This window comes from Veronia nyctiphanis (assembly GCF_004116385.1).
GTDB lineage: Bacteria > Pseudomonadota > Gammaproteobacteria > Enterobacterales > Vibrionaceae > Veronia > Veronia nyctiphanis.
Genome location: NZ_PEIB01000028.1, coordinates 1 through 15,268 on the forward strand (window position 1 = coordinate 1; position 15,268 = coordinate 15,268).

General features: G+C 45.7%; 11 protein-coding genes and 6 pseudogenes. 13 read left to right on the plus strand and 4 right to left on the minus strand.

Features of this window, described 5'->3' with window-relative positions:
- Window positions 1-56 precede the first annotated feature (56 nt).
- Window positions 57-305 (plus strand): annotated as a pseudogene (locus CS022_RS18185) (transposase); the annotation flags it as partial.
- Between the two features lie 57 nt (window positions 306-362).
- Here the strand turns inward: CS022_RS18185 and CS022_RS18190 are convergent.
- Window positions 363-482 (minus strand): annotated as a pseudogene (locus tag CS022_RS18190) (IS3 family transposase); the annotation flags it as partial.
- A gap of 73 nt (window positions 483-555) precedes the next feature.
- Here CS022_RS18190 and CS022_RS18195 point away from each other — a divergent pair.
- The 7 genes and pseudogenes from CS022_RS18195 to CS022_RS18225 all read left to right on the plus strand — a co-directional run bounded on the left by CS022_RS18195 (window position 556) and on the right by CS022_RS18225 (window position 5,976).
- Window positions 556-1,680 (plus strand): annotated as a pseudogene (locus tag CS022_RS18195) (IS3 family transposase).
- Window positions 1,643-2,053: a helix-turn-helix domain-containing protein gene (locus CS022_RS18200; RefSeq protein ID WP_161569671.1), complete on the plus strand. Its 411-nt coding sequence runs from the start codon at window positions 1,643-1,645 to the stop codon at window positions 2,051-2,053. The pseudogene CS022_RS18195 and the gene CS022_RS18200 overlap by 38 nt, the downstream one beginning before the upstream one ends.
- A 331-nt stretch (window positions 2,054-2,384) precedes the next feature.
- Window positions 2,385-2,990, plus strand: coding sequence for a prephenate dehydratase domain-containing protein (locus CS022_RS18205; RefSeq protein ID WP_129123454.1), 606 nt, complete (start codon window positions 2,385-2,387; stop codon window positions 2,988-2,990).
- A 152-nt stretch (window positions 2,991-3,142) separates the two neighbouring features.
- On the plus strand, window positions 3,143-3,523 hold the full coding sequence (locus CS022_RS18210; protein WP_201746320.1) for a GNAT family N-acetyltransferase: 381 nt from the start codon (window positions 3,143-3,145) through the stop codon (window positions 3,521-3,523).
- Window positions 3,524-3,591: 68 nt separating this feature from the next.
- Window positions 3,592-3,983: pseudogene (locus tag CS022_RS26650) on the plus strand (NUDIX hydrolase).
- 173 nt (window positions 3,984-4,156) lie between these two features.
- Window positions 4,157-5,160: pseudogene (locus CS022_RS18220) on the plus strand (Gfo/Idh/MocA family protein).
- A gap of 246 nt (window positions 5,161-5,406) precedes the next feature.
- Window positions 5,407-5,976, plus strand: a complete 570-nt coding sequence (locus CS022_RS18225) for a class I SAM-dependent methyltransferase (protein WP_129123456.1) — start codon at window positions 5,407-5,409, stop codon at window positions 5,974-5,976.
- Window positions 5,977-6,032: 56 nt separating this feature from the next.
- On the opposite strand, the gene CS022_RS18230 is transcribed toward CS022_RS18225, so the two are convergent.
- Window positions 6,033-6,890, minus strand: coding sequence for a hypothetical protein (locus CS022_RS18230; protein WP_129123457.1), 858 nt, complete (start codon window positions 6,888-6,890; stop codon window positions 6,033-6,035).
- A 353-nt stretch (window positions 6,891-7,243) separates the two neighbouring features.
- On the opposite strand from CS022_RS18230, the gene CS022_RS18235 reads away from it, so the two are divergent.
- The 5 genes and pseudogenes from CS022_RS18235 to CS022_RS18255 all read left to right on the plus strand — a co-directional run bounded on the left by CS022_RS18235 (window position 7,244) and on the right by CS022_RS18255 (window position 12,749).
- The gene (locus CS022_RS18235) at window positions 7,244-7,708 is read left to right on the plus strand and encodes a RidA family protein (RefSeq protein WP_129123458.1); all 465 of its coding nucleotides are present in this window, start codon (window positions 7,244-7,246) and stop codon (window positions 7,706-7,708) included.
- 30 nt (window positions 7,709-7,738) lie between these two features.
- A complete protein-coding gene (locus CS022_RS18240; protein WP_129123459.1) occupies window positions 7,739-8,338 on the plus strand; it encodes a rod shape-determining protein in 600 nt (199 codons plus the stop codon).
- A gap of 287 nt (window positions 8,339-8,625) precedes the next feature.
- Entirely contained in the window at window positions 8,626-9,720 is a 1,095-nt protein-coding gene (locus CS022_RS18245; RefSeq protein WP_129123460.1) for a sugar efflux transporter, read from the plus strand.
- Between the two features lie 133 nt (window positions 9,721-9,853).
- Window positions 9,854-10,393, plus strand: coding sequence for a GNAT family N-acetyltransferase (locus CS022_RS18250; RefSeq protein ID WP_129123504.1), 540 nt, complete (start codon window positions 9,854-9,856; stop codon window positions 10,391-10,393).
- A gap of 179 nt (window positions 10,394-10,572) precedes the next feature.
- Window positions 10,573-12,749, plus strand: a pseudogene (locus CS022_RS18255) (esterase-like activity of phytase family protein).
- 118 nt (window positions 12,750-12,867) lie between these two features.
- Here CS022_RS18255 and CS022_RS18260 read toward each other — a convergent pair.
- The gene (locus tag CS022_RS18260) at window positions 12,868-14,418 is read right to left on the minus strand and encodes a hypothetical protein (RefSeq protein WP_129123461.1); all 1,551 of its coding nucleotides are present in this window, start codon (window positions 14,416-14,418) and stop codon (window positions 12,868-12,870) included.
- A complete protein-coding gene (locus CS022_RS18265; protein ID WP_129123462.1) occupies window positions 14,406-15,182 on the minus strand; it encodes an ABC transporter ATP-binding protein in 777 nt (258 codons plus the stop codon). The genes CS022_RS18260 and CS022_RS18265 overlap by 13 nt, the downstream gene beginning before the upstream one ends.
- Window positions 15,183-15,268: the final 86 nt, after the last annotated feature.

A 15,268-nucleotide genomic window follows, 5' to 3' on the forward strand; every position in this document is an offset into this window, starting at 1 on the left:
CCACTGACTTGATAGACACACTTGAGTTAGACATGATGACTAACAGAGAGGTGTTTATGAGCGGTAAGAGATTTCCAGAAGAATTCAAAATCGAAGCGGTAAAACAGGTCACCGAAAAAGGCCACAGTGTTGCTGACGTTGCCAATCGTTTAGGGACAACAACACACAGCCTTTATGCTTGGATAAAACGCTATGGGCCTGAGGCTTCTCATCAACAAGCCAAGTCAGATGAAAGCGACGAAATTCGGCGCCTCAAAAAAGAGCTAAAACGCGTCACAGAAGAGCGCGACATATTAAAAAAAGCCTCTTCAATGCATCCTGCATTGTATGCGCGGCCTTGCGCTTGTCATCGACGGTCAGTACTTTTGATTAAGAGCGACTTTGAGTGCTTCTGCATCCAGCATCGACTCCGCCAACAACTTCTTCAGACGTGTATTTTCTTCTTCTAAAGCCTTTAATCGTCGGGCATCAGAGACAGAAGTGGCCCCCAATTTTCGGACACGACTTTAGGTGATTGATCTGTTTTGATAGTCCCCAGAAAGACTGGAGCAGATGATGACAAGAAAACGTAGAAACCACTCACCCGAATTTAAAGCGAAAGTGGCGCTCGCCGCCGCTAAAGGTGATAAGACGGTTGCCGAGTTAGCCCAACAATACAACCTGCACGCTAACCAAATCTCAACATGGAAGAAAGAGCTGCTTGATAATGCGGCCATGATTTTTGCTTCTGAAAGTCAGTTAGGCAAGGATAGCTCCGAAGAGGTGGACAAACTCCACGCCAAGATCGGTCAGTTGACCATGGAAAATGATTTTTTGGCGAAAGTGCTCGGTCGTTAGACCGGGCCCAGCGGAAAAACTCGCTGGTTAAACAGACGCCATTGCCGATAAAACGCCAGTGTGAGCTTCTCAATATTGCTCGCTCTACGGCTTACTATCATCCCATCGGACCCTCTGATGAGGAAATTGAATTGCGCCGTATGATTGATGAAATTCATCTGCAATATCCGTTCATGGGCAGTCGGCGTATTCGAACTGAGCTGGCTAAAAAAGAGTGTCACGTTAATCGCAAGCGCATCGTTCGGATCATGCGAGAAATGGGCATAGGGACGATTTATCCCAAACCCAAAACAACACTGGCGAACAAAGCACACAAGGTTTATCCCTACCTGCTGCGTGATATCGATGTCACTTATCCAAACCAAGCTTGGGCGATTGACATCACGTACATCCCCATGGCGAAGGGTTTCCTATATCTGGTGGCCATTATCGACTGGTATAGCCGCAAAGTACTGGCTTGGCGCTTGTCGAATACGATGGATACAAGCTTTTGCATTGAGGCTCTCGAAGACGCACTGCAACACTACGGGCCGCCCCGATATCTTCAATTCAGATCAAGGCAGCCAGTTTACTAGCGCTGAGTTTACTCAGAGATTAATTGACCATGATGTACGGATAAGCATGGATGGGAAAGGACGCTGGGTCGACAACGTGTTCATCGAGCGATTATGGCGTAGCTTAAAATATGAGGAGGTTTACTTAAAAGCCTATACCACGCCCCGAGAAGCTGAACTTGAAATCGGCCACTACATGGTGTTCTATAACGAAGAGCGTAACCATCAGGGACTCAATGACCTTACTCCTGATGAAGCCTACTTCGGCAGGCAAAGATACGCAGCATGAGCTGGATCAAACACTTAAGAAATTAGCTTGTGTGTCCAACCAATGGGGTCCACTTCTCTCAGACTATTTAGATGAGCACTATGCCAACCCTATTTCGGTACAAGCCATAGCGCAGCATTTCTTTGTAAGCCCGAGAACGCTTCAGAGACGTTTCTTAAAAGTAGTTAACTTGACTGTTATCCAGTATTTGCAAAAGCTGCGTCTTCATAATGCCTGTCAGCTTATAGAGTTAACCAGGAAAGGAATTGCAGAAATTTCTTATGAAGTGGGGTATCAAGATGTCAGTGCTTTCAGAAAGGTATTCTTGCGTGAATTTGGCCTGACTCCAACAGAGTTGAGAAAACGTTTCTGTGCCAATCCGCCAATGGAATGACGATTATTTATATTTCTCGGGTTGTTTTCTAGTTCTTTGAGAAGTTACAACTCCCACTCGTTAACAGCTATTACTAAAATTCGGTCTTTTAATCAGTAATGAAAGTGTCTGAGCTCTCTGTACGCTTCGGTCTGGCACGACAGCCACTACACCGTCAGACGATGAGGAATAGAAACATTTTGGTCCAGTTGTGAGCAAGGCCAAAGTAGACAGCTTGAATAGATAATAAACGATAGGAATTCACGAAAAGTAACTAGTATATTCATCTAGCTGCTCGATAAAGTGGCTATACGTTGAAACTTTATAATTACCAAATTTTGTCGAGAGTAGAATGTCGAAAATGATTATCGGTATACAAGGTGGAAAGGGAAGTTACAATGATGTTGCTATCCAAAAGTATCTAGAAGATAACAATATTCATGACCATAAAATTATATACCTCAATAACACTGAGGATGTTTTAGAAAAATTAAGGCTAAAGCAGATCACACATGGACAATTTGCCACTAAAAATAGCATTGGGGGGCCAGTCGAGGAAACGGTTGAAGCATTAAAAAAACATACCAACTTGGGAGCTGGAATAATTATTCTTTCCGAGTATGAGATACCGATAGCTCATTGTCTCATGTGTCATCAATCAGCGAGCCTAGATACGATAACGGAAATCAGAAGTCATTCACAAACATTTTTGCAGTGCAAAGAAAATTTAGAAGCGTCTTTTTGTCATCTCAAGCAAGTCCCGGGTAAGGGCGCATATTTAGATCCCGCTCGGATTGCTCAAGGAATTTCCGAAGGAGAGTTTGGTGAAAATATCGCAACGCTAAGCAACCCCAAAATTGCAGATTTGTATGATGTAAAAATAATCAGCGGTGAGTTACAAGATAGAGAAGATAACATAACGACATTCCAACTCGTGTTACTGAATGATCAACCCTAAAAATAGGTGCAATAGGGCCTAGCAACCCACTACTGTTCTAAGGGCGTTAGTTGTAGAAGCCCAGTAATAGACACGTTTGCATTGTACATCCCCTTTAATCAAATTTATCAATCAATTAAATGACAATTCAATACTCAAATGACCTTTGTAAAGTGACACCTGAACAACTGAAAGATTTTTTTGTTGACTGGCCTAATCCCCCTACTGAAGCTAAACGGTTAGATGTACTCAAAGGCAGTTATGCTGTGTGGTTCGCCTTCCACGAAAATCGACTTATTGGCTTTATAAATGCAATCTCTGATGGTGTATTTTATGCTCACATTCCGCTACTCGAAGTTTTACCGGAGTATAAAGGAAAGGGAATCGGCTCAGAGCTTGTTCGATTGATGAAAGATTCACTTTCAGAAATGTATGCAGTAGATATTGTCTGCGATCCGCCTCTTAAAGTTTTTTATAAACAAAGGGGGTTTGTAGAGTGCTCTGCAATGGTAAGTCGATGCTACGAGAACCAATCTGCAGGAAGTAAGAGTTAACAAGAGCAAACACAGGAGAACACAACTTTCTCCGTCGTGCGGTAGTCAGGACTTACGAGGGAACACAGATGAAAATAAATGAATGTATCTCTTTTATCTTACAAAAGGGGTCTGAGGTGTTACTGGAAAAACGCAGTGAGTAAAAGGAAACGGACCCCGGTTTGATTACGATACCTGGTGGCATATTGAATACGGAGAAACCCAAGTTCAGGCATTATTTCGTGAGTTAAGTGAAGAGCTCAATGTTATTCCGACTGAATAAAAATATTTATGTTCCCTTTACCACCCAACGAAAGAACTCCAGTTAATTCATTATTTCATTGTCAGCAGTTGGACTGGGAATATTAGTGCTCAGGAGGCTGATGAAGTTAAGTGGTATTCATTGGATGAAAATCAAGTTGAAATTGCTACTGACAGTATTGCTTTGAAAGAAGTAGAGCGGGTGAGTCGTTATCTTTGAGAAAAGCTCTAACAAGAGACTCTGAATTGAATGCTTCAAGTCTGACTTATTGGGTCACAGCTGCAGTATTTAGAAGTAAAAAAATCATCTAACGAGTTATATTAAAACGGTGTTTTGATATGTTTGTTGGGTATTAATATCCATCGCAAACTAAAACAAAGAAGGGTGCAAGATTGAACAATAACAAAGTGCGTTGGGGCATTGCCGGGCTGGGTAATATTGCGCATCGTTTCGTCAGCGACTTGATTGGGTATACCGACAATGCTGAACTTTATGCTGTTGCTGCTAGGAATAAACAACGTGCTGAGGAGTTCTCAGGCCAATATGGCTGTGCAATCAGCTATGGTTCTTACCAAGAGTTGGCAAACAACCCAAATGTTGATGCTGTTTACGTTGCGACGATTCATCCATTCCATAAACCGTTAGTTGAGTTATTTCTTCAGCAGGGTAAGCATGTGCTGGTGGAAAAACCTGCGTTTACTCATCTCGAAGACTGGGATGCGATGGCAGGCTTAGCTGAACAAAAAGGTCTGCTATTGGCTGAGGCGATGAAGACTGTTACCTTTCCGGCCTATCAATCGCTTAAGCGATTTATCGAACAGGAGAGCCTGACAATTAATGAGGTTGAGGCCTCATTCGGTAACTGGCATCAATTTGACCCTGACTGGCATTTGTTCGACCCGACTTTATCTGGTGGCGCAACGTTAGATACGGGTGTGTATGGCTTGTGGCTATATGCTGATCTTTGTCACTTGATGAAAAAGCCACTATCAAAGCCACATGTCGAGTTCTTTCGAGATAATCCCGAAAGTGAGGTCGACGAGAATGTGATGTTTACATTCGATGGTGAATTTAAGGGAAAGGTTGCTGCGTCTATTACCCGCAATCAAAAGCGCGAAGCATTATTCGTGGACCGGGTGTTGAGATCGTTATTCATGACAAATGGTGGAACCCGACGAATATTGATATTTGTGTTGAGGGTGTGAAGCGCAACATATCGATGCCCACTGCCGGTGGTGGGTTTGAATTCGAGATTGAACATGTGTCTTCGTTGATCCAGCAGGGCGTTTTTGAGTCTGATATATTGAGAAAAGAAACCAGCCGGGACGTCATTGGACTCATGGAGCAAGCATTGGTTGATAATGGCTTTGGGCATCTGGTGAAAACAAAAAACTAGAAGACCTTGGCTAAAGTATGTACTTACTTTAAACCTATAGCTCACACGCAATCATCAATCCGCCTCGTTGTTCAGGCGTCTTTTTGTATTTGAATCACGCTAACAAACAATGTTCACTGAAAGTGAACCTGCTGATGAATCATGCTTTGGGATACACTGATTTTGGGAGGGGCTTGCGAAAGTGAAAAGTGACATGGAAAAAGATAAGTTCGATATTTCAGACCTAGTATCGTCAGGAAATGGCAGATGTTGATCATTGAAGCGTTACTCCTGCTTACCGTCTTTTTCTTCGTTGCTTCCATTGCGTGGAGCACAATAAGAGTCGGCATTTCGCCGATGCCGAGTTCTCAAAAAGCGATTAAGGAGATGCTTCAACTCACTGAGAGCACGGGGGATGGTCCTATCTACGACCTCGGTTCTGGCTGGGGAACCATAGTTGTGAGGCTGGCGAGAAAGTATCCGCAGCGTCAGATTGTCGGCTATGAAATTTCTTTGCTCCCCTATTTGGTCAGTCTTTTCCTGAAAAAACTTTTCCACATTGATAACCTGACGCTTTATCGGCAGGATTTTACGCATGCGAATCTGTCTGCCGCGTCGGTTGTGGTGTGTTATCTCTTCCCTGGGGGAATGGAAAAGTTAACCGCGATTATTGATATTGCCCAAGATCGCGAAACGTCATCAGACAATGCGAAACTCAAGTGTCGACCCGATTTCATCATCAGCAATAGCTTTGCTTTTCCCTCACTACAACCAGAGCAGGAAATCTGTCTCGAAGACATGTATCGCCTGCCTGTTTATCGCTATCAATTGAAGTGAGGTCGAAGAAGTGACGTCCACATTGAGCCATTGCTGACCTAATGTGGATTTTGAGCTTATTCTGAATCTTGAGGTGTTACTTCGCTAGGTTGCTCGGGTTCTTTGTACAAGAACTTAAAGCATAGTGAGAGAATACAAATCTCAAAAACGACCACAAATAGCCATACAACAAGCTCGATGAAATCGACGAAGAGGTTATTGGTTTCAGGAAAAAGACTAAAAACAAAACTTGTCAGCATTGGGATGATACCGAGTAACAAAAGTAGCCTCACACCGTTGCCCTTAGAAATATCCCACGCCCAGACAATATTTGTCCCCTTCACGCCAAGTGCCATAGCAGGCAAAACCAAAGACCAGCGAGCGGCTAGGTACATTACGGGCAACCAGAGCACATTAGTTAAGATTCCAACAGTTATACTAATCGCATCGTGACTACTCATGCTGCCTATAGCAAATGAAATATCCGGAGATAAAAGTCCAACGGGAATCATGACAACCAGTGTGTAGGGGATTGAGATGATTGCTACGATAAGCCCCATGGCGATTGACCATCCGATATAGCCGAGTTCTTTCATCGAAAAATTAAATATTTTTAAGGGTGGTCTTTCATCAGCTGGATACACGAAAATTTGGTGGCAGCGAACAACCGCCATCACAGCAAATGCCAGACTCAATAGAACAGCAATTCCCACTGATGATGCCAATACTGCAGGGTCAAAGTCTGCTTGTTCGGTGTAACTTAACAGGTCTACATCAAACACATATGGCCCAATAATCGTCAAAGCAAACAGGAAGAAGAGGAAAGGAGAGCAAGCCTGTAACAATACTTTAATGTTGTCTATAGGAAGCCTGAGAGCTTGTGCAATCGTCTCTTTAACGGGGAGTTCCCTGAACTCTGTTGAGTTATCTGACATAGTGATTTCCTTCTTTTTCTATGTGCGATTCTTTGTTTGAGTGACTGATTACTGTCAGCTTCAAAGGGGTGCGTGACTCCATCGTGAAAAACTTTCGGAGGTATACCAGAGCGTAATTCTATCGATAAGCTTCACAGTGCCTTTAACAAGGCTAAGAAGTGTGTCCCATGCTGTGTGTAACGCTGAATCAGCAAATATCTGGTCACAGACGAGATAGAGAGAATAATTCTGTGATTGGGTTTGCGCTTTTTGGTGTCATTACACCGTTTTCAATCAGTTAGTATAAAAATGATTATGAATTGAACAACGAAACATGTTGTTTTTGTATAGGCTAGTGGTGTTTAAGGTCAGTGATGGAAGTACAGAGCAGATTGGATGCGCTTGGGTTAAAGCTCCCAGCAGCGACAAACCCCAAAGGTAGTTACACGAATTGTGTACGAACGGGTAATTTACTTTATGTGTCCGGTAAGGGCCCAGATGGTGGGCGCTCTGATGCGCCACGAGGCAAGCTGGGGCAGGAATTTGATGTGCAGCAAGGATATGAATTTGCCCGCGCGACGGGGTTAGACATTCTGGCGGCTGTTGAAAAGGAATTAGGGACCTTGGAGAAGGTAACCCGCGTGGTTAAGCTTCAGGGCTTTGTAAACGCAACAGATGACTTTGAGCGTCACCCAGCGGTTTTGGATGGATGTTCCGATCTGATGGTTGAGGTGTTCGGTAGCAAAGGCGTGCATGCCCGTTCAGTATTCGGCGCAACGTCTGTCAGAGGTAATTTGCCAATTATCATTGATTCTATCTTCGAATGTGCCGAACTTTGAGGAAGTTAAATTGAGAGAAAAGGGAAGGGAATGCAAGATTGGTTGAGGCGCCGTGTTAGTAAAGTCGTTTACGTGCAGCTTTGGGAAGAGCGATTAAAAGTTATCCATTGTGGGAACGGAAAAACGTTTGATGAAAAGCCACTTCTTGCGCTCCGACATCAACCGAAAGGTGGACGGATCATTGCACAGATAGGCAACGAGGCTGCGGCGTTTTCAGGCGACGATATCGAGCTCCTTAATCCCTTTTCTCATCCCCGAACTCTTATCTCAGACATGTACAGTGCAGACCTGGTGATTCGTCATGGCTTCAGTAAATTACGGTCATTTCGCTATTTTGTTTCGCCTTATGTTGTTGTCGTGCATCCAATGGAAAAGCGGGAAGGCGGGGTAACCAAAGTAGAAAAAGCAGCACTCGAAACCTTGTTCAAAGAGTCGGGAGCGAGAGAAGTGTTGGTGTATGAGGGCGAGGCGCTCGACCCTGAAAATATTGACTATTCACATTTATATCAGGCATCGATTAAAGACCACCTTATGGACATCAAGCGCGGACGTAAAACGGCGGGGGTGCTTGCTGCCGTTCTTGGTGTTTATGCGCTGGCTCTGATTGCGTTCTTTTCAATCAATGGCTGACAACCACTACACACGTTTTTGGTCGCCGTCCTCTTTGGCGATCACTTTTCAGTGATAGTTTCCGCGTTTACCCGCTAAATCATTAAAGATTGTTAACTGCTTTCCCATTTCAATGTCTGACTATGTACCTTGATTTGCAAAGATGAGAATCTTCTCCTGTCTATCCATATCCCTCATCATCCAATGCTCTGCCTAAGTATTCCAATGCCGAGGTAGTGGTTGCTTTCCGTCTAAAAAACAGAGGGATTAACTGAAGGAGCTCTGCTATCCGTTTCCCTTTCGAACTTATGCGTGGCGAGTCTGGCCTGTATCTCAGTGTCAATGTGCTGACCGCGATGGCTTACTCGGTGATCTTGCCAATTATGAGCCTTTTTCTGGTTGAAGGTTTGGGTATCGAGCCGGGCTATATTGGTTTCTACACAGTCACCACAGCACTCGCCGCGATTGTCATTAGCCAATTCAATGGCGGTCTGGCCGATAAAGGTGTATCGGAGAAAAAACTGATGATGGTGGCATTGTCAGCGTTGGCATTGGGCGGGCTGTCATTCTCAGTACTGACCGAGTTTTGGCAAGCTGTTTTGACTGGCGCATTGTTTATGTCGGTCGGCGCATCATCTATCTCTATGATCCTCACAATGATTCGTGGGTTTGCCGAGCGCTCGGGAAAAAATAGCACCCGGGTGATGGCGCAGATGCGCTCATCGGTCTCACTGCTGATGATTGTCTCGCCATCGCTGGCTTTCCTGTCGATTGACTATTTAGGGTTCAGCGCCAACTTCTTACTCTCGGCGACTTTGGCAGGGCTCGCCCTTCTTGTGACCTGGCGTTATCTGCCTGATATTTCAAAAGCTAACGTAGGAAGTGACTCTGAAAGTCATGCCTCGTCTAAAATGTCCCCTGTCGTGTTTTACCTTGGTGGCATCATGTTGTTGGCAAGCATGGCCCGGATGTCCTACATGCCTGCGATGCCGTTGTATCTGACGCAGGATTTGGGCTTACCCGTCTCGTTGCCCGGTATTCTTATTGGCGTCGGTGCTGCGTGCGAAGTGCCTCTGATGTTATTGGCTGGCAAGCTTGCGGAGCGATACTGTAAAACCCGCGTGATCATGTTCAGCTTTACCTGCGGTCTGGCATTTTTTGTCGGGTTACAGTTTGCGTCAGAGGTCTGGCATTTCGTTGCCTTGCAGATTTTGAATGGCGCCTTTTTCGGTATGTATGTCAGCCTCGCGGTAACACTTTTGCAAGACTACGCCCCCAACAGCATAGGTAAAGCATCAGCGATGTACTTCAACACCATGTCTGCGGGGTCGATGATTGGTAGCAGCCTCATGGGGATCATTGCGCAATACTATGGCTATAAAAACAGTTTTTCATTGGGTTAACGGTACTTACCGTTGCTTTGGCGATGTTGACAGCATTTTATATCTGGAACCGGAAAAGACTCACGTTAGCTGAAGGGATTATTAGCTAAATTAGAGTAGTCAAAAGCACCGACAGGGGAAGCACTGCTTGAATATGGAAATACGTCGAATCACGGTCAGTGATATGGATGACTTTATCCTTCTTTGGAATAGCGTTTACGAGGAAGGCAAATACCTAGGCAGTGCCCCGCCACCCAAAGAGCGTCTCGTTAAAGCGCTGAGCCGAGTGGAAAGAGAGCAGATACCTAATTTTGTGGTTCATGACCAAGAGCGCCTGATTGCAAGTGTTGAGGTCTTCCCCGGTTCGATGTGTGGCCTTAATACGGATGATGCCGATCTGACAGGTATGCTCGGGATAATGGTTGATAAAGATCATCGCGGGAAAGGAATTGGTAGAAAGCTACTGGAAACAGCGATAGAAGATTGCCGCCGTTTTGGTTACAAGGCGTTGTCTTTGATGGTGTATAAATCGAATACCAAGGCCATTGCGCTCTATGAGTCACTGGGGTTTGAGTACCTTGAAGACGGCGTTATCCATACCCTACCTTCGGGAGACATTGTCACCAGCCAAAAAATGGGATTACAACTGGAAGAAGGCTTGATGCGTCGTATTCAGGCTTTTTTCAAAGTATGAAATCCATTTCACCGAGCCAACAGAGAAATTCATCACTAGTCATTTAATTGACATTGTTTGGTCATTAAAACAACACACTCTTTCGGAACAATCGCCGCCGAGCAAGCAGCAAACGAGGGAGTGAACCACATGGCTGTCAAACACAATCAAATTTTAAGACTGACATTACTGGCCACCGCATGCGCCTGGCAACTTACGGCATTACTGCGCAAGCGGCAGAAAAAACAGGCTTTGAGCGCATCAGTTCGTTCAGCACGGCAGGCAATATTCCAGCGAGCATGAGCAAGGAAAGCGAAAGTTCAGCGGAAATCATTGCAGCCACAAAAGATGGTAACACACTGGTATATTCAGATAGCCCACTTGGTGGTCTAGGTATCATCGATATCACTAATCCGAAAGCACCAAAACCTGCAGGTTTCATCAAACTTCAAGGCGAGCCAACCTCAGTTGATGTCCTGAATAACACGATTATCTCTGCACTAAATACCTCAGAAAATTACACCCAGCCTTCCGGTATCATTGGTCAGTGGGACTTGAAAACACGCCAGCAATTGGTGGGCTGTGATCTTGGCGGTCAGCCGGATTCGGTTGCCGTTGCAAAAGATGCCAGCTTTGTCGCTGTCGCTATTGAAAATGAGCGCGATGAAGATCTGAATGACGGTGTTCTGCCTCAGTATCCAGCGGGTCATCTATCTCTTATCGGCCTGAAAAATGGTCAGTTGGACTGTAATGCGATTCGCAAAGTCGCATTGACGGGTCTTGCTGAAATTGCCCCAACAGACCCTGAACCAGAGTTCGTCGCGATTAACGGCCTCAATGAAGTTGTCGTTACGCTTCAGGAAAACAACCACATTGCCATTGTTGATGGCAACACAGGCAAGGTGATCAATCACTTCCCGGCGGGTGGTGTTGAGCTGAATAACGTCGATGTTGAAGAAGAAGGTGCACTGACGTTTGATGGCAAGCAAGCTAATCGTAAACGTGAACCGGATGCGGTGAAGTGGCTTGACAACGACCGCTTCGTGACAGCGAATGAAGGCGACTACGAAGGCGGTTCGCGCGGCTTCACTATCTTCAACAAAAAGGGCGACGTGTTGTTTGAGTCAGGCTAGATTTTGAATACCGCGCAGCAATGGCGGGGCACTATCCAGAGAAGCGTTCTGGCAATAAAGGCATAGAGCCTGAAGGCCTCGAAATCGGTACTTTCAATGGTGAAACCTACATCTTTGTCCTTTCAGAGCGTGCTTCATTGGTTGGTGTTTACCGTGATACAGGTGCAGCGCCTGAGTTTGTTCAGCTGCTACCATCCGGCATCTCACCAGAATCAGCTGCTGCGATTCCGGGACGCAACCTGCTGGCGACAGCCAACGAGAAAGATTTGATTGAAGACGGCGGTGCTCGTGCACACGTCATGCTGTTTGAGCAGACGTCAATGACAAACCAATACCCGCAGATTGAATCTGTCATGGTGAATGGCAAGCCAATCGGTTGGGGAGCACTTTCTGGTTTGGTGGCCGATCAAGACAATGCGTCTCGCCTTTATGCAGTGAATGACAGCTTCTACAAAGGTCAGCCTTCTATTTTTGTTATCGACGCGAGCAGCAAGCCTGCAAAAATCACCAAGCAACTGGTGGTCAAGCGTGATGGCAAACCTGCGAAAAAGCTCGACCTTGAAGGGATCACCACAGATGGCAAAGGCGGTTTCTGGCTGGCGTCTGAAGGTCGTACCGATAAAGAAATCCCACATACTATTTATCGCACCGATGCTGAAGGCAACATCACTCAGACTGTGAAATTCCCACAAGAGCTGCTGGCGGTTGAGAAGCGTTATGGTGCTGAAGGCATTACCCGCGTTGGTGATGACCTGTGGATCGCAATTCAGCGTAGCTGGAAAGACGACTCGGAAAATACCGTTAAGCTTGTTCGCTATAACACCAAAACCCGCGAGTGGAGTGCAGTGCGCTATCCAACTGAGCCAGCGGCGCAAGGTTGGGTTGGCTTGTCAGAAATCACAGCATATGGCGACTCGTTGTATCTGATTGAGCGTGATAACCAGATTGGTGACAAAGCTCGTGTGAAGCGACTGACCCGTGTCAGTCTGAACGACCTGAAACCCGTGGCTTTGGGTGGCGACCTGCCCGTTGTCAGTAAGAAAACGGTTTATGATTTCCTGACTGACCTTAAAGCAACCAACGGTTATGTGACTGACAAAATCGAAGGCTTTGCGATTACCAAAGATGGACGCGCTTTCGCCGTTACTGACAATGATGGTGTCGATGACAGTGCCGGTGAAACCCTGTTCTTCGAACTTGGCAATAATGGCCAGTCGTTCAGCCTCGCTGACGCATCGAAGTAAGTTTTACAGTGTAAACAAAGGCACCCAAATGGGTGCCTTTTTACAATCTATAAGGTGCGGATGAACTAAATCCGGTTAGCCAAACTGAGCCATGTTACGAAGATTGAAAAATCGCATTTTATTTTATCCTCTTCATTCGCCATACACCTCCTGAGTTGCCCACCATGGTCAGCATCAGACTCGCCAACACGCTGAAACCAGCAATCATAAGTGTGTTTGTCATTGCTACTTCTGAGCCACTGACACCGACGAAATCAGCCATTGGCTCTTTGTTTAAGATGCCCGCGACCCAAAAGCTGATAAAGGTGAGTTCAAACAGCTTGTTTGAATGCGTCAGTGATGCCAAAAGGAAGGGCAGAAAAATGCTTATCGTCAGAAACGCCAGCCAGTGCAGCAATGCCGTTATCTCTCCTGCAATAGCAAAACGCAGTGTAATGCCTGCCAGCAGAAGGTTAACCAAGTAAAACATCGCCAAAGGCCGAAGCATACGTTGTAAGCCTGATTGTCCGGTTGTTTTGAGAAGCTCTTTGATATTGGATTGTGCATCGACTGTGTGTAGGCGCGCCAGCATAAGTACAGGGATCATCACCGCGACAGCGAGTAGGCCATTTTGAATTGCGGATATTGGTAACAACAGCGAAAGTGCGGACACACCGAGCGCCGTGAGGAAGAGTCTTGAATTCAGCGTTTGCTCGACAAAGCGCACTTCAGCACGAAAGCGGCTTGAACCGACCAGTGCTAAAAGGTCTGAGGGGAAATGCCTGATTTTCGTTAACCCCTTTGTGAGCATAGTTTGCTTTGATAAGGCTTTAGCGGCATTCGCCTGCTTTGAAACCACACTCGGTGAAGACAGAAAGACCTGCTTGGCTCTCATCAGGCTCATTACGACTAAAACACTGGTTGCCATCAGATGATAAAGAACAGGTAGCCAGCTTTCAAAAGAGAGTTTAAGCCCCTGCCAAGTGACGATTTCCTGCACGTCTTTCAGTGGCGTAAAGCCAATCGAAATAGAGCCAGAAGATGCCATGCCAAGATGAGCAAAGTCGTTTTCCATCCCTGTTGTTACCAATGTATGCGCTGAAAATCCGGTGAGCCCGAGCGCTGCTATAAGTGACCACAATAGAAAGTACAGCCAGTTCTTGGCCGTGGCACCCGGTTTTTGCAGCGTATCCATCAGTAAAATGAAGGCGCTGGTCAAAAAGATTGACGGCAAGATCAGCAAGAGAAACGGCAAGACATAGTCTGACAGCACCAAAGGGGATTCAGGGCTAAGAAAATACTGCAGTATGCTTGCTGCGATCAGAGAGGCTAAGGCCAGAAGTGTCAGATAGAACACATGACCTATCCATCTCACTAACAGGTATTGTTGAGGGGATTGCCCTGTGGTGCGGATGAGTTCGAGCATCCGGTCTTGGCGGTCTTTATCAATCGAACCGCTCAACCAGTAATAGCCAAAGAGGGAAAGTAAGTATGAGCCAACCAATGCCAGTGACGCACCAATCCAGGCTGAGTTATAGATCCCTCGGTAGCCGTTGATATCAATCACGCGATATCCTGCTTTCTCTCCAGGGAACAAAAAACAGGTGATGGTGACGGTGATGAGAATGGCGATCCAGACTGACTGCGCTCTAAGGCGTTGCTTTATATCCAGCAGTGTTAAGCGCCACATTCGACTACCTCCTCACTCAGATTACTCCCTACTGATGACATGAAATACGTAATGACGTCACTGATGGAGAGATTGGTATCCGATAATGCTTGGCTGGCTTGCTGACGAAGTGATTGAACATCTCCGATTTGGGTGACTTTTCCGCGCTCCAAAAAGACAAGATGATCGGCAAGCGCTTCAATATCGTCACTAAGATGACTGACGATAACCACTGTTGTCGATGTGCTTATATCTTTGATCAATGAATAAAAAGCGAGCCTTTCATTATGGTCGAGTGCGACCGTAGGTTCATCAAGAAGTAATACCTTTGGGTTTCCAAGCAAAGCCTGCACGATACCGACGCGTTGCTTCATCCCACCAGAACAATCAGACATCATTCGATCTCTGAATGCGCTCATATTCACTTTGTCTAGCCAGTGGGTAATTTGGCTGTCTGCGATGTCTCTCGTTAGTCCTTTCATTGCGGCGATATAGTGAAGAAATTCATTGACGGAGAGATGTCCATAACTGGGGCTATGTTGAAACACAAAACCAAGTTGTTGATACAGTGCTTGCGGGTTTTCAAGAATGCTCTTTCCATCGATTAAAACGTCGCCCTCTGAAATCGGGTCAAGCAACGCAATCGCTCTTAATAAGCTGGATTTGCCCGCACCATTGGCACCGATAAGACCTGTAACGCCATGATTAAACGCGATAGTCACAGACGATAGAATATCCGTGCCGTCTACTTTCCTTGAAACATTCTTTACAGTTAGTTGTGCCACCTAACGTTCCTCGTATATATCTGATTGAATTTATTTTTTTAAGATAGGAATAGGTGGAAGCTTTACGCGTTCATCATGTGTGGACA

Coding starts and splice junctions, on each gene's coding strand:
- CS022_RS18200 (WP_161569671.1), top strand. CDS start 1,643: ATGAAGCCTACTTCGGCAGGCAAAGATACGCAGCATGAGCTGGATCAA.
- CS022_RS18205 (WP_129123454.1), top strand. CDS start 2,385: ATGTCGAAAATGATTATCGGTATACAAGGTGGAAAGGGAAGTTACAAT.
- CS022_RS18225 (WP_129123456.1), top strand. CDS start 5,407: ATGTTGATCATTGAAGCGTTACTCCTGCTTACCGTCTTTTTCTTCGTT.
- CS022_RS18230 (WP_129123457.1), bottom strand. CDS start 6,890: ATGTCAGATAACTCAACAGAGTTCAGGGAACTCCCCGTTAAAGAGACG.
- CS022_RS18235 (WP_129123458.1), top strand. CDS start 7,244: ATGGAAGTACAGAGCAGATTGGATGCGCTTGGGTTAAAGCTCCCAGCA.
- CS022_RS18240 (WP_129123459.1), top strand. CDS start 7,739: ATGCAAGATTGGTTGAGGCGCCGTGTTAGTAAAGTCGTTTACGTGCAG.
- CS022_RS18245 (WP_129123460.1), top strand. CDS start 8,626: ATGCGTGGCGAGTCTGGCCTGTATCTCAGTGTCAATGTGCTGACCGCG.
- CS022_RS18250 (WP_129123504.1), top strand. CDS start 9,854: ATGGAAATACGTCGAATCACGGTCAGTGATATGGATGACTTTATCCTT.
- CS022_RS18260 (WP_129123461.1), bottom strand. CDS start 14,418: ATGTGGCGCTTAACACTGCTGGATATAAAGCAACGCCTTAGAGCGCAG.